14 protein-coding genes are annotated in these 20,610 nt (G+C 35.3%); 5 read left to right on the plus strand and 9 right to left on the minus strand.

Translation table 11 applies throughout. The features are described from left to right. The first annotated feature begins 7 nt into the window (after positions 1–7). Positions 8–1,495, plus strand: coding sequence for a serine hydrolase domain-containing protein (locus tag AC106K_RS07545; RefSeq protein ID WP_482444186.1), 1,488 nt, complete (start codon positions 8–10; stop codon positions 1,493–1,495). Between the two features lie 43 nt (positions 1,496–1,538). Here AC106K_RS07545 and AC106K_RS07550 read toward each other — a convergent pair whose 3' ends face one another. From AC106K_RS07550 to AC106K_RS07560, 3 genes are read right to left on the minus strand one after another with little or no spacing between them, the layout of a single operon-like run. Further along, on the minus strand, positions 1,539–4,019 hold the full coding sequence (locus AC106K_RS07550) for an alpha/beta hydrolase family protein (protein ID WP_482444188.1): 2,481 nt from the start codon (positions 4,017–4,019) through the stop codon (positions 1,539–1,541). Further along, positions 4,009–5,400, minus strand: coding sequence for a RagB/SusD family nutrient uptake outer membrane protein (locus AC106K_RS07555; RefSeq protein WP_482444189.1), 1,392 nt, complete (start codon positions 5,398–5,400; stop codon positions 4,009–4,011). Before AC106K_RS07555 ends, AC106K_RS07550 begins: the two co-directional genes overlap by 11 nt. Positions 5,401–5,410: 10 nt before the next feature. After that, entirely contained in the window at positions 5,411–8,530 is a 3,120-nt protein-coding gene (locus tag AC106K_RS07560; RefSeq protein WP_482444191.1) for a SusC/RagA family TonB-linked outer membrane protein, read from the minus strand. A 729-nt stretch (positions 8,531–9,259) separates the two neighbouring features. On the opposite strand from AC106K_RS07560, the gene AC106K_RS07565 reads away from it, so the two are divergent. Next, on the plus strand, positions 9,260–9,556 hold the full coding sequence (locus AC106K_RS07565; protein ID WP_482444192.1) for a hypothetical protein: 297 nt from the start codon (positions 9,260–9,262) through the stop codon (positions 9,554–9,556). A gap of 455 nt (positions 9,557–10,011) precedes the next feature. After that, positions 10,012–10,242, plus strand: a complete 231-nt coding sequence (locus AC106K_RS07570) for a molybdenum ABC transporter permease (RefSeq protein WP_482444193.1) — start codon at positions 10,012–10,014, stop codon at positions 10,240–10,242. 452 nt (positions 10,243–10,694) lie between these two features. On the opposite strand, the gene AC106K_RS07575 is transcribed toward AC106K_RS07570, so the two are convergent. From AC106K_RS07575 to AC106K_RS07595, 5 genes are all read right to left on the minus strand, one after another. Next, entirely contained in the window at positions 10,695–11,069 is a 375-nt protein-coding gene (locus tag AC106K_RS07575; RefSeq protein ID WP_482444195.1) for a hypothetical protein, read from the minus strand. A 213-nt stretch (positions 11,070–11,282) separates the two neighbouring features. After that, positions 11,283–12,563 carry a hypothetical protein gene (locus AC106K_RS07580; RefSeq protein WP_482444196.1) on the minus strand — a complete coding sequence of 427 codons (1,281 nt, stop codon included), beginning with the start codon at positions 12,561–12,563 and terminating at the stop codon, positions 11,283–11,285. A 142-nt stretch (positions 12,564–12,705) separates the two neighbouring features. Further along, positions 12,706–14,601: an SIR2 family protein gene (locus tag AC106K_RS07585; protein ID WP_482444198.1), complete on the minus strand. Its 1,896-nt coding sequence runs from the start codon at positions 14,599–14,601 to the stop codon at positions 12,706–12,708. 154 nt (positions 14,602–14,755) lie between these two features. Then, positions 14,756–15,583 carry a DUF3945 domain-containing protein gene (locus AC106K_RS07590; RefSeq protein ID WP_482444200.1) on the minus strand — a complete coding sequence of 276 codons (828 nt, stop codon included), beginning with the start codon at positions 15,581–15,583 and terminating at the stop codon, positions 14,756–14,758. Between the two features lie 3 nt (positions 15,584–15,586). Further along, positions 15,587–16,045 (minus strand): hypothetical protein, encoded by a 459-nt coding sequence (locus AC106K_RS07595; RefSeq protein WP_482444202.1) that lies wholly within the window; start codon positions 16,043–16,045, stop codon positions 15,587–15,589. Positions 16,046–17,005: 960 nt separating this feature from the next. Here AC106K_RS07595 and AC106K_RS07600 point away from each other — a divergent pair. Both AC106K_RS07600 and AC106K_RS07605 read left to right on the plus strand, forming a co-directional pair. Beyond that, positions 17,006–17,533, plus strand: a complete 528-nt coding sequence (locus AC106K_RS07600) for a leucine-rich repeat domain-containing protein (RefSeq protein ID WP_482444203.1) — start codon at positions 17,006–17,008, stop codon at positions 17,531–17,533. Positions 17,534–17,809: 276 nt separating this feature from the next. Continuing rightward, positions 17,810–18,013, plus strand: a complete 204-nt coding sequence (locus tag AC106K_RS07605; protein ID WP_076550517.1) for a hypothetical protein — start codon at positions 17,810–17,812, stop codon at positions 18,011–18,013. 138 nt (positions 18,014–18,151) lie between these two features. Here AC106K_RS07605 and AC106K_RS07610 read toward each other — a convergent pair whose 3' ends face one another. Continuing rightward, positions 18,152–20,089 carry a hypothetical protein gene (locus AC106K_RS07610; protein ID WP_482444205.1) on the minus strand — a complete coding sequence of 646 codons (1,938 nt, stop codon included), beginning with the start codon at positions 20,087–20,089 and terminating at the stop codon, positions 18,152–18,154. Positions 20,090–20,610 lie beyond the last annotated feature (521 nt).

Below are 20,610 nucleotides of genomic sequence, written 5' to 3' on the forward strand. Positions count from 1 at the left end.
CCTCTTTATGATTAAATTACATTTGTCTCTTAATCGTAAATACACTATGATAATCCGTCACCTATATTTTACTACATCTCTCTTCATAATTGCTTTTTTACAACCTATTGTCGTTCAATCACAAAATTTAGAAAGCATCGTTAATCCTATAAAGTCTCACTTAAAAATTCTTGAAAAAGAAAATAACTTAAGCGGAGTTGTTCTCATTGCAAAAAATGGAAGACCGATATATAAAGAAGCATTTGGTTTTGCTAATTTACCGGAGCGTGTTAAAAATAAACCTGACACAAAGTTCAACTTAGCCTCTATCAATAAGATGTTCACAGCAATCGCTATTATGCAATTGGTAGAATCCGGCAAAATCTCTCTTCAAGATAAAGTGGGCCAATATCTTTTGGATTATCCTAATAAAACGGTTGCCGAGTCTGTGACCATCCATCAATTATTAACACACACATCAGGAATGTCCAGTTTTTGGGAGGAATACGATAAGGTTGCAAAAGTTAACTTCAAAACCGTTGCGGCTTACCTTCCATTGTTTGCTGATAAAAAACTGGCATTTGCTCCTGGTAGTGACTTCCTATACAGCAATTCTGGGTATATGGTTTTAGGGTTAATTATTGAGAAGGTGTCGGGACAAAATTATTTTGATTTCGTAAAAGAACATGTATATCAACCTGCAAAAATGATTAATACTGATGCTTACGAATTGGATCATGCCATTTCAAATCTGGCTATTGGCTACACAATGTCACTGGAAGAACCAGGGCAATGGAAGAATAATATTTTCTCAAATATGGCCAAAGGAACTCCTGCTGGAGGAGGCTATTCAACAGCCGAAGATCTGTTGAACTTCGCCAATGCTTTACAAAACAATAATTTGCTGACCAAAGAGAGCACAACCCTTTGCACGTCCGGTAAAGTGAAGTATAGAGAAGGAAAGTATGGTTATGGATTCGAAGAAAACATCATCAACGGACACCGAATTATTGGACATACCGGTGGGCACGATGGTATTGCCTGTGAACTTATGATCTATCCGGATTTGGACTACACTGTTGTTATTCTAACAAATGGAGAAGTCGAAAATTATTGGGAAGTAAGTAATCTAATTAAAAAGCAATTAGTGGGTTCAACACCATCAATTGACAATTTCTTTTACACTAAAAATATAATTAAGACAGTTTGCAACAAAGGTTATGAAGCCGGTATTAAGCAAATAGAACAAAATTCAAAGATATATTCATTAAGAGAAAATCTTATTGAAAGATATGGCTGCAAGCTATTGTTCGAAAAAAAAACTAATCAGGCAATAGATTTATTTAAGCTAAATAATCGCCTTTTTCCAGACTCAACTTATGGCTATTATTACATAAGTGAAGCCTATAGATTGTCTGGTCAAAAAAAACAAGCGATTGAATATCTTAAGATATATATTGAAAAAGAACCTGAAGACCATGATGCTCAATTAAAATATAAATTACTGATACAATAACTAGCTTTTTACCATTTAAACCATAACAATAAAAAAGAGGATGCTAATCAGCATCCTTTTTCATTTCTTTACGTATCCACCTACTCTCCGATTTTCCTTTCAGAAAATAGTCCCACCATTCTAGTATTCTCCTGTTTAAATCCAGGGCTTCTTGAGTTCCTATTCCCAGATCATGCCCATGATCAGGATATAATAAAGCGACCACCTGTTTACTGCTTCTACGCAGTGCCATATAAAACTCCATCGTCTGTTCAGGAACTACATTTCTATCCTTCAATCCGGTCCATAACAAGACGGGAGCACTCAACCTATCCGCATTCAAAACAGGACTGTTTTCAAGATATAGCTCTTTATCCTGAAAAAAAGAACGTCCTATTTCATATTGCCCTGTTTCTAACTGCCAGTAATGGGGACTTGAATAGTTGCTGTTATAGGAGAAGTAAGAACTTACGAGATCACTTACTCCCGATCCGGAAATATAGGCTGCGAACCGATTGGAATGCGTGGCTATAAAATTAGTCAGATAGCTGCCAAAAGAGTGTCCGATCAATCCCATTTTATCTATTTTCAAATCATATTCTGCTAAAGCATCCAAAGAGCGGTTCACACAGTCCAGCCCTGACCATCCGGGAGATCCCTTTTCAGTTACACAATCTGGAAGATATACAAAATACCCCCTTTCCAATAAGATACGGATATTAAAACCCACTTCATCATACCTTGGCAGAAGATATGTTGAAGCCTTATCGGACTGCTTTTGGTAAATATGCACAATAAGGGGGTATTGACTTGAAGGATCATAATCCATCGGATAATATAAAATCCCTTTTAAGGGTAACCCGGAAGAGCTTGAATAGGAAACAATCTGCTGTTTTAACAATTTCGCATTCGGATCTGATACGGCAGCATCAAACATAAGCTTCTTCTGTTTCCTTTGAGGATCTATCAACCAAAGCTTAGGTGGACTGTTAAAGTTCTCTTCTAAGATGGTCATTTTTTGATCATCACTACTGAAAGAGACTGATTTTAGATTTTCACTGGAAGAATACAGCATCGTATTCTTCTTATTTTTAAGCCTATGGTAGGACACCTCTCCTTTTTCCTGATTACTCACTTTTAGCAGTACACCGCTATCCTCAATAAAATTCTGATAGAAATTAAAACCGGTAGATAATGGGTACTGGCTACCGCCCAGAATTTCTATTTTTTTTCCCCTTTCCACAGTATTTGCATATAACCTTCCATTTCCTACAGAGTATATCCAAAGTCCGTTATCACTTTCAAAATAAATTGTTTTTGCATCCTTACTAAAATAAGGTTTCTTTAATCCCTGACCTTCAATGCTTCGTTTTTCAAAAGTTTCCACATTCAAGAGCTGCCACAATCCCTTAGAATCCATCATTAACAAATGCCTGCCATCTTCTGAGCTGACCAGCAAAGGTTTTACTTCTCCTATCTTCTTTCGCTCCCCTGTCTGCACAGTATACAAACTGATATTCAGATCAGGAATATGATGAATATAATCCTGCACTTCATCACTTTTAAACACCACAAAATACCGATCACTTCCTATTGAGCTTATCGTTTCCTCTTCATCAACAGGCAAGGACACTGCTTTATCTCTCCCTGGGTTCCATATCCAATACTTTCGGGACTTCTTTCTCCCCCGTTCCCTGCTTTCAAGATCCCTATCACTTCCATACCATATCTGAACCTCTTTTTCTGGATATGGAACCAAATTCACCGCTTCAATAAGACAGGATAATTCCATTCCAACTTCCTGAAACCTAATAAAATCTGCTCTTATATCCTGTTCTCCTAAAGGATAAAACCATTTCCCTGAGAGGACATTCATCACCATAATATTACGAAATCCTTTCCTCCTGGACTGTTTATGAATGACCAGATAATGACCAGAATCCGTTAACTCCATTCGTTCTATTTCAGACAGAGAAATCAACTTTTTAGATTCCTTTCCTTCCAATTTAAGAATATCATATCCGGAATCCGTTTTTCTCTGTGCAAAAAGATTCCCTTTCCCATCGGTCAGGTAATAGACTATATCACTTTCCCGGGCCAAGACCTTTCCTTCTTTATCCATCACCTGTAATTCTCCCAATGTGTTTAGGATACAATATCCATCTGAAGACCATACACCGCTCTGCTTTACATGTTGATATTCTTTTGTCACACGTGTAGTAAGATTAACCCAAAGAACCTTGTTTCCCCCGGTAAGTATAGCATAATGCCCAAAATGAAAAGTGACCATCGAAGCCTGCTCTGCTATCTTATGACTATTTTTTTTATCCTGAGTATCAAAAATAAACAAGCTGTCTTTGTCCTTATAGTCTTTCTTCATGACCACCCATTGTCCATCCGATGAAATCGCCCCACCTTCTGTTCCATAAAAACCTGAGAGCCAATGATCCATAGTATCTTTAGAAACCTTCTGCCCTGAAAACTCCCCCACCATCAACCATAGCAGAATAAAAAGCAACAGTTTCATGATCCATTTAGTAACCATTATTCTGAGGTTTAAGGTTGGTATTCAGCAGGAGTTCTTTCTGTGGTAAAGGCCAACGCTGATGGTAGTACTTCCAGTTGGACTTTACAGGGGGCAGTGTATTGAGTTTCCCCAGTCTTTTAAGATCTATAAAGCGGTGTCCCATTTCAGAAAAGAACTCTTTACGATATTCTGAAAGAATCTCATTCAATGCGGTTTCTTTTGAAGTAAGATCTGTCAATGCTGACAGTCCTGCACGCAATCGTGTAGCATTAATATACGGCAACGCCTCTGCTAATTTATTCTGCATAACGAGCGTTTCTGCCAGATTAAGATCAACTTCTTCTATCCTGAATACCACAGAATACTCTGTAGGATTTGCTGTACGATTCTTATATTTATCAGCCCTGTACCAGGTATTTGCGCCTATCGTCACCGCTGCCATCCAATTCTGCTTTCTTTTATCTTCCTGAGCAAAAGAACTCACCAGATCATTATTCAAGGCATACTGTGTAGGCGCGGCACCGGAAAAGTAATAGGTCTGAACCTCGCTTGTAGGATCATTATTATTTTTAGGTTTTAACTGCCATAAGATGTGCTTTCCAGACTTTTGAAAAACTTTGGTAATATCATTTTCAAAAGGATACAGAGGGCTTGAAACAATGGTCTTTAATAAAACCTCTGCCTGACTCCATTTTTCTTCAAGCATATAAGTTTTGGCCAGCATCAACTGTGCCACCTTACGGTTAGGAAAAATCCTTTCCGTATTCCTGTAATCATCCGCCAAAAGTCCTGATGCTGTCTCCAGATCAGCCTCCAATCGAGAGAGCACCTGAGAAACAGACGTTTTCCCAAGCGACTGGTTGATTTTATAATCCGTATTTAAAGGCATTGGAATATCTCCAAATACCTGTTGAAGATAAAAAAACAGGATAGACCGAACTAAAAGAGCTTCTCCTTTAATCCTATTTTTTTCTGACTGCGGCAGTGATTTTGAGTTTTCTGTTCCTTCAATAATTGCATTGCTCATATACACCTCTTTATAGGCTGATGCCCAGTACATATATACCGTAGAGTTCGATGAAATCTGAAAGTTATTATAGAGATCCAGTGCTCCACTGCTTTCTCCCGAAGCATAATAGCAGACCAGATCATCGGTATAGCTCCCCAACAGAGCCCCACTTCCCTGCGGTCCTCCTGACAACGGAGAATTATCCCAGATATTGGCATACAGCCCGGCTAAAGCAGCATCGGCTGTCTGTACATTTTCAAATATCTGCCCTGCATCCAGCTGATTAGAAGGCGGATCTGCCTCCAACATATTTTCACAGCTTCCTGTTATGCCTATTGCAGTACATATAACTGCTATATTTTTTATATAAAGAATGATTGATGATTTCATGATTTTAGATTTAAAAGTTAATCTGTGTACCGAAAGAATAGGTTTTCATGGGTGGTAAAAATCCGCCTACCGTAAATTCAGGATCCATCCCAAAATACTTTGTCCATGTCAGAAGATTCTGTCCCTGAAAGTATATTTTTACCGTTTTCAGCACCCTACTTTTCAACGGCAAGGTATAAGTCAGCTGAACATTTTTAAGCCTTATAAATGAAGCATCTGAAACACTTGCCGTACTGCTTCTGAAATTGTTCTGTGCCCTATTCTGATCTCCTACCGTCCCGGTGCTGTAAGGCATGTAAGCCCCGGAAGGATTCTGAGGTGACCATACATCCAATACCTCTACCGGCTGGTTAAACATTCCTCCCGGCAAAGGCATTATGCTGTTATAATTAAGATTTCTCTGTTTTACAAACTGAAACAGAAAAGAAAAATCCCAGTTCCTGTATTGCAGGGTATTGCTCCAGCCACCAAAATAGCGGACTCCGATATTTTCCACTACCTTATTATCCTCAGGCGCTGTTATCTTACCATCCCCATTAAAATCCTTAAATCGGTACAACCCTGTCGCAGGATCAATTCCCTCCAGCTGATAAAGCTTCACTATGGATACGGGCTGTCCTACAATAAATATATTTTCATAGGGTGATCCTTCAAGCCCAGGAAATGAGAGCAGTTTATTTTTGGGAATGCTTATATTAAATCCGGATGACCATTTTAAGAGCTCCCCGGAAATGGGCCTTGCATTCAGCTCCAGCTCCCAACCTCTATTTTCCACTACGGCGTTCATGTTAGCCAGTACAGAAGTAAAGCCGGTAATTGCAGGAAGCTGATAACCCACCAGCTGATTAGAACTCGTATTACGATACCATGAAACTGACATATTCAGGCGGTTCTTCAAGAATCCAAGCTCCAATGCCGTTTCAAGCTTCCTTGTCTTCTCCCAGCTGAAATCAGGATTATACAGGCGTGAAGGAACCAGTCCTGTGACTGAATTATAGATATAATCAGACACTGTAAAATTATCCAGATACTGATAATCTCCGATATTATCACTTCCTGTAATCCCATAGCTTCCCCTCAGTTTCCCAAAGCTCAGCCATGAACTATCTTTAAAAAAAGCTTCCTCAGAAAACAGCCATGCTCCGCCCAACGCTCCAAAGGATGCCACCTTCCGGTTTTCCCCAAAGCGACTGCTCCCGTCACGTCTTCCAGTAATATTAAGTATATACCTGTTTTTATATTGATAGTTTACTCTTCCGAATACCGCTGCATACCTGTACTGTGTGGTCACCTGATCAGCAATGGTCTTGGTCTGTGCTGCTCCGATATTCTGTAATAAGGCATTGCTTGCAAAACCACTTCCCCGCATCGATTCCCTGCTATTTTCCTCTACCTGTACACTCGCTCCCAACAATACGGTCAGCTCATGTCCTCCCCTTTTCAAGCTCCACTCTAACTGTGGTTCTGCGATATAGGAAAAGCGGTTATTATTGCTTTTTGAAGAACTTGAATAAAAGCTTGACTGTCCTGTCACAAAGGAAGGGTTATAAATGGTATTCGGGCGAAGTGACCATTCTTCAAAAGCAGCATAGTTTATCCCCCCATTCAGCTTAACCACCGTATGCGGAAGCAGTTCAAACTGCGCATTAACACTGCTCAGGAACTGTATGGTCTTATTCTGATAAGAACTGTTGTACACCGCTACCGGATTGGTAAAAGTATTATTCTCCCAATTCAGGCTGCCATCCGGTTTATAAAGCTCCGGAGCATTCGGTGCCAGCAGTAGTGATTTCTGGGTAATATCTTCATTCACCACATTATTTTTCTGAAAAGAAAACTGATTGGCAAGCGTCATCTGAAATTTCCTGTCCTTAGAACGGTGTGACAGATTCCCTGACAGGGTATGGCTCACATATTTAAAATCCTTTTCAAACACCGTAGCCTGTTCATTCCTTCCCAGGCTGATCAGAAAACTGGTCGTCTCACTTCCCCCTTTCAATGACAGCTGAGTGGATGAAGAAGCTGCCCAATTTCCAATCAGCTTCTCAGGCCAGTTCGTATATCGGTCCGATGACCATTTCCCATTAATATCATACGCATTTGCAGGATAAGCAGAGATTCCGTCATTAGCATAGGCCTGTTTCCGCATTCCCAGATACTGCCCTGTATTCATCATGGTAAGTCTCATCATCGCCTTACTTATCCCATAATTGGTAGTAAGGCTCAATTCAGTTTTCCCTGACTTTCCACTTTTCGTCGTCACCAGTACTACCCCATTCGCTCCCCTTGAACCGTATATAGCCGTAGCATCCGCATCCTTTAAGATTTCAATACTTTCAATATCATTAGGATTGATGGCATTTAACGGATTAATACTCCGCAAAGGAATAACGAGTGTCGAAAACTCAGACTTCATATCCCCTCCTACAGGCACCCCATCAATCACATATAAAGGCTGATTCCCATCAATCTCACTATTGGAAGAGGTCCTCAGGCTGTTCCTTCCCCGGATCTGAATATCAAAACCACCTCCCGGCATTCCTCCACCCTGGGTAATGCTTACCCCAGCCATTCTCCCCTGCACTGCTCCCAGTACATTTCCTACCGGCTGATTCCCAATCTCTTTCGCAGACACCTTCGCAATACTCCCCGTCCGTTCTTTATCCCGAACTTTATAATACCCCGCATTCAGCACAATCTCTCCAATCCCCGTCACTACAGCCTTATCCGTACCCAAATCAGCCCCTTTACCATCAGTCTCAGAATCCATTTCAAGCGAAACATTGATCACGCTCCTTTCCACTTCATTATTTCCATTTCTCCCGCTACCTTCTTCTCCATCTTCCTTACCCCTATCTCCCACCTTCACTCTCTTCACCATATACCCAGCGTACCTGTACACCAGTACCGCACTCTTCCCCGAAACCTGTATCTGATAAGCTCCTGAACTTCCCGTTAATACTACCTGATCCTTTCCTTCCTGAGATACCGAAACCCCGCTTAAAGCACCTGATTTCCCTGTGACGGTACCTGAAATCTCACGTACCTGTCCTATTGCGGTGCAAGACACCAGCAATGCTAACCCAAAAGCCATTTGAACATGACCCAGGCTGCAAAAGTTTTTTTTCATACTTTTGAATAAGTTTAATTTATTAGACAATGCTCTTTCCTACCAAGCGGTCAACTTACAGGGAAAGGGCTTTTCTTTTTATCTTCTCTATTTCTATGGTTATTATACCCTACATTACTATTGTTTCTTATCTATTCTATTAATTAATAATTACCCAATATTCCTTTCCTCTCTTCACACTCCTTCCATACAGCACCTAATCATCTTAAAAATGGACCAGGAACAAAAGCCCAACTGAGGTAACAGCAAAACCTACTGTCCCAATCCATCAAAAAAAACTAATTAATATGAATATGAATAAAATTTGTGTTCCCGTGAAAGCCCTAAAGCCGCAATGGATTGTACACCCCATTGTAAAGTATCAGTATACCTCTATTTTGTAAAGCGGGCTTAGAATAAAAAGATAATTGTAGAAAAGCAGAACTGCATCAATAAAAAACGGCATGGGACTCTACATATCTACTATTGAGGTACTGGTATACCTTACATACAGATAAGAGAGCCCACGCCTAGGTCGTGAGCTTCCTGCTTATCGTCTCGTATGTTTAAAAATTACCAGTTTTCAATAGTGAGATTCTAAGCAATAGCTTCTAATATTCGTTGAAGTATCGCAAAGTTACATTTATTGTAACCTATTTTACAAATATAAAGAAAAAAAGAATATCATTCGCTATAGCGAACAGTAAATTTCGATTAAATCTCTTGTTTTGAATAATGATTATTGTGAATATGCAAAATAAAGATGTTTTGAATAGAAAAAATGCGTTAGTAAATAAATATTTATGCAATTTTATTGAAGGTAAGTTTCTTCGTGAATACTATGATCAAGATGGTAATATTGTTTCACAAAACAAATATGCTAAACTATGTGGAATTACATCTTCTACAATTTCAAAACTGAAGTTACCTGAAGGTTATGATGTACCCATGTCTACAATCTATAATATACTACGACATGAACGGTATTCCTTAGAAAATTTCTTTAAAGAATTTGAAAACTCGAAAGGTATTAATATACCAGATTAAATGCAATTATTATTAAGTATTATTGTATTATTGATTAATGTTTATTTTGTATAAAATTAGTATAATTCCTTCTTGTTTATCCTAAATTCTTCTAATAAATCAAAAACCACCTTTTGCCAAATATAGTTACGTCATTATTGAGTTATCTTTCCAGCACGAATGTGATGAATCGAAAACTATAACTTATATTAAAAAAAATAGATAGTTTTGCCACAATAAAGCATCTACATCTTTTTCTTAGAATCTCAAAACTTTATCACCTTACTGCTAAAAATCCTTTAGAACATTGAACTTTCCCCCTAAACTGAACAACAATTAAGGCTTTTTTAAGTTATAAAACTATTACCAAAATCAATAATTTATTAACGTTCGTAAAAACTAATTTTCAATTTGACTATTAATCAAATACATTTATATATATTTAAGATTAGTAAATAATTCTAAATTTCTACTCTATGTATTTATTGGTTATTGCGATGGTCTTTTTACTACTAGGATTTGCTTTACGTTATTGGATAAATCGTCGAAAATTTAATCGTCGAGGGATTGGTGGAATTGAAGAATTTTCTAGTTATGAAAAAGCTACAATGCTTAGATATTTTGAACGTTTAGGAAAATTGATTGCTTATGTTTTAATTGCCATAGGTCTACTTTATGTATGGAGATTTTACAGACACACATTATGATATAAAGATCCGAAGTTATTAGGCAAGTGAACCCTGTATTATTCAATCCAATTTTATTTGGGGGAATCTTGTTTCGTGATAATGCCACTAGGTCTTACGTTGTTTTTAAAGTATCTATTTATTCTCTATTTAAAAGTACTATTAATATTTATCTCTATTTAATACTCTATGTAGGTCTGGGATAAGATATAGTTGAAAAAATTCAGCAGATTAGGTTTTTGAGTTTTTTAAACTTCTTGGCAATCCTTGGCATTCGAAGTTATTTCTTCAGAAAAATTAATTTCTTTTTTACGTAATATTTAGGATCAGCAATATTTACTATAATAATCGCTTTTTGAGATTATTTTAATATATGAATATTTCAATGTAATTAATAGCTAAAATATTGAACAAAACTATATTTAATAAACTAAAAGAGCCATTTAAAATGGCTCTTTTAGTTTATTAAATATTTACAATTGACTATCAATCTCAGGAAAATATTCTTCTGGAAGAGCATCGATATACTCTTCTTTATCTGTTTGAATATTATCTTTAGTTTTATCTAAGATATCTGGAATGGGAATGGGAACTGTTATAGGTCCCCAAGGTGTTCCATTTGCTTGCTGATGCGATGAAGTGAATGTTCCGGAATCACAACTACCCCAATGATGGTGAGCATGAGCTTGGCAGGTCCATATTCGATTTGTTTGATTAAATGTACAAGAATTAGGAATTCTAAAAGAAGGAGTATAACATACTCCAGCGGTATAAGCGTTTGCCGCAGCGTCGGCGATTTTCATAGCTACATCTTTGTTAGAGTGGCTACCATAAAAGATTCTTCCCATAATTATTAGTATTTGTTGTTTCAATAAATATACATTTAATAAAATAACACAAAAGAGGTATTTATCTTATTTTTTTTCAATTAAAACTATAACTATATTAACATATTTGTAATGTTAAATTAATGACATCAATCTGTCAGACAATCACAATGTTTTTTACCATCACCAGCTATATAACAAACGCCTGTTCCAAATACAAAGTTGATGATTTAATTAAACGTCATAAAACATCTCTATTTCACGTTTAGCTATTGAAAGCCTATCATTAATTTCAGTCTGTAAGTCTGCTAGTAATTTCCCAACACTTTCTTGTTCACCATCAACCAATAGATTATTATATTGACTGTTAACTTCAGAAGAAAATTCTTTAGCTCTCTGTTTTAACAAAATAATATCTTTTCTTATGTTACTAGCAAATTCAATAATTGGAATTATAGCGGGATCAAAATATATGCTACCTCGTAAATTCAATGCTTCTTCAATAAAATTCTTTAGTAATTTCTCATCGATTTCTTGCCAATCAGTTTCGGAAACAGGATTACCAAATTCATCATAACTAGATTCTATTATTTCATAATTAACCCTAATAGCTTCATTAGCTATGATTGCTACAGGGTGGGATTGGTTATCTTCATAATCAATTATAATTTTAGCATTAAAATCTAAAAACTGAAGTATCTTATTTCTTATATCCATTTTTTCTTCAAAAGACTCTTTGATATAGTTTTGAACTTTAGAATAGAAATCTTGAAAAAATTCAGGTAAAAAATCCAAAATATTATAAAGTCTGCTAAAATTTTTGCTTTGATCATTAACGTTAAAAAAACGAAAACCTTTATAAACAGCCAGCCTATCAATTTCTAAAATTCTTAAATAATCTCGTGAAGGTGTTCTTCTGAGGATATGAGACTTAAATGGTTCGTTATGCAGATCTTGTCCATATTTAAAGATTTTTTCACCTTTTTCATTAAGATCTTCTAAAATAGAATTTAGATTGACAGAGAGTAACTCTAACTTGTGATAAGAATCTAACTTTTCATTTCTTATATCTTTTAGTCTGTCCTCTTTCAAACTTTTATCGAATTGGTCTCTTGCTTCGTCAAGTTGTTTTTTAAAAATCGAAACTTGCAATTTATTAGCTTTATACTGCATATAAAAAGCTAATCCAGTAACAATTACAGCTGCTGAATTAATAAATGGATTTGTTATTCCTCCTATTGTATCACCTATATAGCCAGTTTCCTTGGGATCAAAAAAAGCCATAAATCCAGGTCTAGTAAATAATGGCACTGCTATTATAGAACAAGTTAAAAAGATAATAGCTATCAACACTAAAAAAATAATTTTCTGTGAAAGATTGGTCTTATAATCATTATCCTCATTAGTGACGAATCGATTGAAGATTTCCCCACTAATTTGATAAATAAAACTAATAATAAATAGTACTATAAAGAATAAGAAAAGTAAAATCCCTATGGAATTTGTTTCAAACATAAATTAACATTTTATCTATTTTTAAAAATATCATTTTTTGATAATTAGGATCTTCAATGTATTTTACACGCACAATTTTATCTCGAATATTGCTCATTTTTTTTAATCGTTTTCTGATGTTAGTAATACAACTAAAAGGTTTTTACAATTCGCTTGTAAAGGGGGAGTCTTCATATGTCATACGCATAGTTTTAGATTTACTTTCAGCTAATGCAATATTTGTAGTCCTATTGATGATATCATTAATATTTATGATTATTGGATCTAAAATCTCAACTTTTTTATATCCTAAATTAATTTTTTGTCCATGTAAAATTTCAGTGGAAAAATTATTTTCAGCACCAACAATTGGAGAGCCTTCTCCTCCAATTTCTTTTAACGCTTCAATTGTTTCTTGAGAACAATTAGGTATTAGTTCCATCTGTAATCCATCATTGTAATCATAAAGTATGAATCCATTTTGAATAAGATCAATTAACTCATCAACAAGTTTAAGAGAATCTTGATTAATTTGGCTAAAACTAAAATTTGAAAATTGAACGTTATACTTCTTCTCAATTATCTGTAATTTTTGAAAATACTGAATATAAAATAAAGAGTGATCTATAAGCTCTGGGAACTTTTGTAAAGATTTTGAAATTTTTTGTCCGCTTTTCAAAAATATAGTGAATTCATAACCCTCTGCGAAATTTCTCAAAAAATTATACATTTCAAGTGCATTACGAGTATTTAAACAGATTTCTTCTCGAGTATATTTAAAATTAAAGTCACAACTAGGAAAATTTTTAAAATTAATTTTAAAAATCATTTTACATGATTTCAACTTAGAATGTACCTCTATCAAAGATTCGTTTCCGTAAAGTTTTACTGGAAATTCAAAAAATTCTTCTCCATTCGCAAATCGAATATTTACAGTATCATCATATATGGCATGAGATTTAAAATTAAATTTCACTCCCTCCGTATAATTAGATAACTTAATACCTTCGAATGATATTTCAGCATTTTTTATAATATTTTCAGAAATTTCAAATTCGCCAAAACTTTTTCCTTGTATAAAATCTCTAAACTCAATCAAAAAATCATTCTCATTTGATAATGTTAAACTTAACATACCTTCTGCAGGCGTTCCATTTAGACTTTTGAAACCTTCCACTTTGAAATTATCTTTTGAAGAATCTAACTTTGGGAGAATATTAAAATTTTGTACAAATTGCTTAAATGAATTTGCAGAAACTTTATTATTTTCTAAATCCTTTACTATATTATCTTTTAAAACTTTAACTAATTCTTCTAGTAATTTTTCTGCGGTAGAATCAATGTATTTAATGCCTTTTAGTGTGAGATCATTTATTTTATGAATAGGTAAATTAGGAGCCACTAAAAAGCATTCTTTTCGATTAGATTTCAAATTATCTGTTATTCTTTCAAATATAACTGACACATTTGGATCTTCTAAGTTATACCCTAAAAAGAGAACTGAATTTGTTGAAAGTCGTTCTTTTAAAACAGACCAATATGTACTATATTCACTATTTGATTTAAAAAAGTTATTATAATCAGACTGTGTAATAATTATACTGTCAGGATCGTTCAAATCACCGTGGATTTTGAATATTTGAGTTTTATTTTTGCTAATGTATCCCAAATTAGAACTTGATAATATAAGATCCGCTGTGGATTTATAAGCAATTTCAAATAGTCTATCATAATTGGTTGTTATAATAGTTTTAAAATGAGGTATTTCCGAAATTATTTTGTGAGTTTTGATATTTTCCGGCTCTTTATCAAATACATCTTTTAATGTTTTAATGATATAGTTTTTATTGTGCCCTCTTACTCTAAATATTTGCTCTGAAATATCTAATAGATTATAATTATTTTCAAACAATTTTTTTTCTGAAACTGTTAAGTTTTCATATAATAAATTACAAAGTTCTCTTCCTGAAGGATATCCTGAATTAAGAGACATTCCCGCACCTGCCCAAATTATCACTTCCTCTCTTCTGATAAGTTCAAATAAATTTTCTTTTTCCATAGTTTTTTCATGATTAAAGTTTGGGCAAATATAGGAAAAAAACGACATGAGATTTTACGGGTATCCTCAATTCTCACACAGATAGGTATATTCTAACCTCCCATAAATCCAGCAAAAAACACCACATTTCTAATATTGTATCTATAATCTTCCTTTAGATCCCCCTCCCTCTCTTCCTATTCTTCCCTTGCTCCTGTTTCTGCTCCCCCTTCCACACATTCTTAAAAGAAAACTCAAACTTCCCCATCCTCTTATCAAACCTCAAATATCCCTGATACCTTTTCCCATTCTTATCCACCAGCCCATCCACATACGCCACTTCCCCCACCTTAAGTTTCTCCATCTGCCACTTCCTTAGTTTCTTCCCTCTGAACACCTCCGGAACCGGTCTAAAATCTTCCACTCCCAATCTCCTTACATTTTTGTCCAGCAAAAACTCCACATACCTTTTATCCGCATTATACTGAACCGCAGCATTAAACAATGTTCCTCTGGCAGAAAGCATATTTTCAAGATACAGAGGTTTTCCTTCCCTTAGTATTTTTCTCTGCTGTTCATCCAACGTCACTCCTTTAATCACCAGTGGAATCCTGATACACTCAGCCCTGACCTGAATCAACTCATTAGTCAGTCTGTCCCTGCTAATAAGTGAAGGCACTTTCTCTCCTGTAATCCTATGGACCAAGTCTACCACCCTTCCCATATTCCCATTAATCATAAGATTTCTTTTATCTTCATCTGAAAATGTATGTCCAAAGAAAGGTATAGAAAAATCAGGCATCGTTCTTACAGGATGAAACATAAGTTCCACTTCAACAAAATCATTAGCCTTTAAAGAAAGCCTTGCTTCAATGGTAGCCGCTACTGTTCCCACATCAATATGAACCGGAACTAACTTATCCGTTTTATAGCCTTTCAGCATAGATTCCAAAACTCCAAGCTCCTGCAATATCTCTTTATTCAGCCCCAGCGTCTCTATCATCTTTCAGTTCACCTGCTCAGGCTTATATAAGTAATTATTAGAAGCGTCCTCTAATTTACCTTTCATTTCTCCTCCAGCCCTTCTATAAGCCTCGACACTCTCAATAGAAATTTCATAGTTTTTTAATTCCCTTCTTCCTTCATCAGAACTGTCATCAATATAATTCTGTAACTGTAAAGCTGTCTGCCCGGCTTCATATTCCGTTACCTTAAAAAATGAAAACTCCCCAGGCTCTTTAAGCTGATGATAAAATCCAGCATAAAACTCCGCAAAACAATTCTCATTAGAATCAATACTTACTATTTCTGCATTGTTCAGTTCCCTGGGATGTACGCTATGCAATTCACCATCCTCACCCAACCCCTGAACAATCCCCACAGTACCTGTTTTAAGATGTAACACCAGTAAAGTTTCTGCTTTCTTTTTAATGATATCCGGCTCTTCATTTGTCTCTGTATCCATAACGTTCTCAATTATGCAGATTTCAAATTACAATACCGGACAACTCTCTTATAGCAACAGGAGCTAAAAGGCTGTAATTGGCTTTGAATAGCCTTAGTATCCTTAGTATATAAAAAGAGCCTCCCAAAGGAGGTCCTTCATAAAATCAGTAGAAACTTGAATAATTCAAGTATACAAATACAAAAAATCCCAGGATCTCTAACAGGTTAAATCTAATAGCAGCCTTTACATTTGCTTTTATCAACATATACTTTATTACCGGATGAATTGGTATAATAACAACCTCCTTTATCACCCACATGTAAAGTATGACCATTATAAGAACATCCTGAATTGCCATCACAAGACACTGATATAATAGCAAAAGCTAATAATAGAATTATTTTTTTCATTGTACGATATATTATTTATTGCAAAAATATATGCCCTAGTCATCAATATAATACGGTTATCCGTAATATCTCTTAAATTCAGGGAGTACTTAGCGTGTTTAAATACTCAATGAAATTGTTATAAAAAAGCCTCCCGTGTCAATAGGAAGGCAAAAGTTCAAAATGAATTATAAGTAAAGTGATGTGGTGTTAAACAAGTTTTCTTTTAAAAACCTTTTTAAACAGTTACAATGCCCATGCCATATACATCACTGTTTATGGAAAACTGCACTTTTGTGGTACATTTTAACCAGTCTACTCTTACAATCAGATTTATATTCTATCTATAAAAGATTTGTAAATAGATTCTCTATAAAAAAGCTAGCCAGTTTACCTTTTCCTTGCAAATAGCAGGGAGCAATCTTCGCATTTTAAAAGCTTTACTTTGAAAACAAAAGATCAACAAAAAAACGTTATAGAGAAGATAATAGATAGATTAGTGCAATAAATGAGATATTTAGATCTAAAATTTGTTAAGCCGTTAGAATGCATTAATTTTACTGGTCTAAAAAAGACTGTCAGCAACTAAATGACTAAAATTATATCCACCCTTGCAGTTATACTATCCATAGGCATCGCTGCGCAAGAAATATCCATAAAAGACCATAATCTCAAAACGGCTTTATTACAGCAATTCGATCAAAACCATAACGGAAAACTGGAGCTTTCAGAAATTAACACTGTAACCAATCTGAAACTGGACGAAAAGAATATTTCCGATCTAAGCGGTATTGAGTACTTTCAGAATGTGACAGAACTTAATCTGCACAAGAATAATATTTCAGATTTCACCCTGATCAACAACCTTACAAAGCTCGAAACTCTTTATATTGGCGACAACAATAAAATTGGAACTCTGGATTTAAGCGATTTGGTTAATTTGAAAGATATTTACGCTTTCAGATTAGGATTAACCAAAATACATTTAAACTCACAACATATAATGTATATCCATTTACAGGATAACTTATTTACCAACTTTGAGACCAGTAAATTTCCAGCACTTCACACCCTTAATCTTGACGGATGTAAATCACTTGTCAATCTAAATTTATAAAAAAAATAAAGAACTCGTACAATTGTATCTGCTGGAAACATCCATAAAGGAACTGGATATTTCAAATAACAAAAATCTAAAAACGTTTTATATAGAAGATTCCGTTAAGCTGATTAAAGCAGCTCATCAGAAAACAACAAAGCATCCTCCTATTATGACCGTTAAATAATTCTGGTCTGAACAATAATTAATCAGCCATCCCTATATACATCTTATTTCAGTTCCCATACATCAATTGATTCCAACATCCAAATTGAAAATCATTATCTTTAAACCATGGAAAAGAGAGATCTACTCATTATAAAATACTTGTCAGAAGGTTATAAGATAACAGAAATCAGGGAACAACTCATTACTTATCACTCTATCACCATCAGTAAAAGTTTAATTGAAAAACGATTAAATACAATCTCTAAACAATATCAGGCAAAAACATTATTTCAATTAGCAGTTCTCCTCACTAAAGAAAAAATTATTTAAAAAGATTAGCCAATACTAAACCAACAATTAAGGAAATAAATATTGTTTTAGTTTCATAATTGTTGGTTTAATTTTGTTGCGTGTTTTTTTAACAACTTCTTTGTAAACTTTATCAAAGAAGTAAATCAAAGACAAGTATCAGTACCTTACCATTAGTACCCCTATAGCTGTTCTGTATAAAGCTCCGACAGGTAAGCCTGCTGCTATTGCAGCTGCATTATCTGCGTATACGTTACAGCCTTCTATAATAGCAGGTGTTAACTGACTTGCATTTTTAATAATATGCAGTTTAGCTTGTGGTGCAGTAGTGTTGATACCTACATTAATTTCATCTGGACTGTTAGAAGCTCCTAATACCATACTGTTACTGGTTTGTACTTTTGCACGATAACCTATGGCTGTACTGTTGCTAATCGTTGACAAATTAACTTGACTTCCAACAGGGCCGGAGTCATATCCTATAGCTGTATTATTATTACCTGTGGAATAAGCTAAGCTACCTCCTCCCATAGCTGTATTATAAGATCCTGTGGTATTATAGGACAAAGCACCATCTCCAAACCCACTATTGCTATTTCCTACCGTATTAGAAGCTAAAGTATATTGTCCGAAAGCACTGTTTCTCCATCCTGTGGTATTAACAGCCAGGGTATTATTCCCAAAAGCATTATTATAATGTGCTGTGGTGTTAGATGATAAAGCTTTATATCCAAAGGCATTGTTAAATTCCCCTGTAGTATTTGTGGTTAAAGCGTCTCGACCAAAAGCATGGTTTCCAAATCCTGTTGTATTTGCTGACAAAGCTGATTTACCAAAAGCGTTATTATAAACTCCCGTTGTATTATTTTGTAATGCTGTGTGTCCGTATGAAGCATTTTCATTGGATATTTGTCCGGCATGTTGATTGTTTATTTTTAAAGTAAGGGGTACGTCATTCAGTGTTCCTATAAAATATGTTGCAGTTGCTGTATTACCTGTATATAACCATGCATTTGGGTTAGATGGTATGAGGCTTGTTGTTTCAACACTTTTTAATACCCCTGTATTATCTACCATTACCACTTTATCTGTAGCTATGTTAGCTCCCTGGGTTGGTAAACCAACCAATTGCGCATTACCATTAACTTGTAGCAGCTCGCCTGTGTAGCGGGTCTCAAAATTATTAAAACCGATACCTACTTTACCATGCCCCAGAACAGTAAAAGCATCTGCCCTTGATACGCTATTACCTTTACCTATATTAAAAAGACGGTTTTTTCCTTCATCTCCAACCAAACTTGTGTATGTATAATTAGTAGAAAACATACCGGCTACAAATTCACTATATCCATTTGCTGTATTTGAAGTACCTGCAGCAACCGAATGAGCATTTAGAGTTTCGTTAAAGCTTCCTCCCAGAACAATAGAATGTGCGCCAATTGCTTTATTATAAATACCACCTATAACACCCGCTCCTTGTGCTTGTGATTCATTAGAAGTTCCACCTATAATAAAATTAGACCTCACAGCATTTGAACTATTAGGATTTTTAATGGTCTTATTACCGCTTCCTCCTAAAATTGCAGAAAACTCCGTCTCAGCAATATTATTCGATCCTGATACTAGAGAATGTAAACCTATTGTGGCACTTGCAGAATGGCCGGATCCCAAATGAACGGCTCCTCTTACATCCAGGCTAACCCCTGTAGTGGGGTATGGGGTACCTATAGCTACATTACCGGTCTGGTATATATTTTCTGAATTTGCTGTTGCCGGATTTGTAGTACCTTCTACGTTCCAGGGCTCTGCTGCTACCCCATTCGCTAATTTCTGCCAAACTGCTCCATCAAAATAATAGTACCCCCCTGTGGTTATATTTACAGTTTTAGTGGTTGTAGGTACTGCTGCGGCTGTTACATATACTATAGAACCTGTTTGTGCAGCAAGATATAATCCATCTTTGGCCTTCAACTCGTTACCTGTTAATCTTGGTGCTAATACCCCATCTACTTTAGTAAGATCTGACGGTGATGCTGCAATATCAAGCGTTGCCTTGGGATCCGGTGTATTAACCCCGATCTGACCTAATGCCGCCACCGATAATAAAAGAGCAGATAAAATTGTAATATTTTTTTGCATAATTAAATGTTTAAATACTTTAGTTTTAAAGAAATGATTGTTTGAAATTAGCCTAGAAGTAATGTGAATACAGATTACTTTTTCAGTTTCTGTATTTCTTTTTGTAATTCTTTGATTCTCTTATCCTGCTCATAAGCACTCATAAGCAAAATAGGCACGAATCGTTTTAATGATATCTGTTTTTCTTCAGAAGCATACGAAAGTGGATTAAGATAAGCATTAGAAAGTCAAAACATTAAAGGCTTTTTTCATTTATTGTAAGGATACTTGAGTAAAATTTTCAAGCTCCAATACTCAACAGTCAGATCCTTTATATAAATATTTGATGCAGAGATCATCTTTTAATTTAAAATGGATATAAAAAGTAGGTTTGGAAACATTGGACTTTATAATTAGAGGATTATTAAAGCCTTGGTGATTGAATAAGAAACAATCTTTTTTTAATTCTTTCTCGTGGAAGATTCACTTGGTTAAGTTTT

The organism is Chryseobacterium sp. FR048 (assembly GCF_056844665.1).

Coding starts and splice junctions, on each gene's coding strand:
- AC106K_RS07605 (WP_076550517.1), top strand. CDS start 17,810: ATGGAAAAGAGAGATCTACTCATTATAAAATACTTGTCAGAAGGTTAT.
- AC106K_RS07575 (WP_482444195.1), bottom strand. CDS start 11,069: ATGGGAAGAATCTTTTATGGTAGCCACTCTAACAAAGATGTAGCTATG.
- AC106K_RS07595 (WP_482444202.1), bottom strand. CDS start 16,045: ATGGATACAGAGACAAATGAAGAGCCGGATATCATTAAAAAGAAAGCA.
- AC106K_RS07565 (WP_482444192.1), top strand. CDS start 9,260: ATGCAAAATAAAGATGTTTTGAATAGAAAAAATGCGTTAGTAAATAAA.
- AC106K_RS07550 (WP_482444188.1), bottom strand. CDS start 4,019: ATGGTTACTAAATGGATCATGAAACTGTTGCTTTTTATTCTGCTATGG.
- AC106K_RS07580 (WP_482444196.1), bottom strand. CDS start 12,563: ATGTTTGAAACAAATTCCATAGGGATTTTACTTTTCTTATTCTTTATA.
- AC106K_RS07560 (WP_482444191.1), bottom strand. CDS start 8,530: ATGAAAAAAAACTTTTGCAGCCTGGGTCATGTTCAAATGGCTTTTGGG.
- AC106K_RS07600 (WP_482444203.1), top strand. CDS start 17,006: ATGACTAAAATTATATCCACCCTTGCAGTTATACTATCCATAGGCATC.
- AC106K_RS07570 (WP_482444193.1), top strand. CDS start 10,012: ATGTATTTATTGGTTATTGCGATGGTCTTTTTACTACTAGGATTTGCT.
- AC106K_RS07585 (WP_482444198.1), bottom strand. CDS start 14,601: ATGGAAAAAGAAAATTTATTTGAACTTATCAGAAGAGAGGAAGTGATA.
- AC106K_RS07545 (WP_482444186.1), top strand. CDS start 8: ATGATTAAATTACATTTGTCTCTTAATCGTAAATACACTATGATAATC.
- AC106K_RS07590 (WP_482444200.1), bottom strand. CDS start 15,583: ATGATAGAGACGCTGGGGCTGAATAAAGAGATATTGCAGGAGCTTGGA.
- AC106K_RS07555 (WP_482444189.1), bottom strand. CDS start 5,400: ATGAAATCATCAATCATTCTTTATATAAAAAATATAGCAGTTATATGT.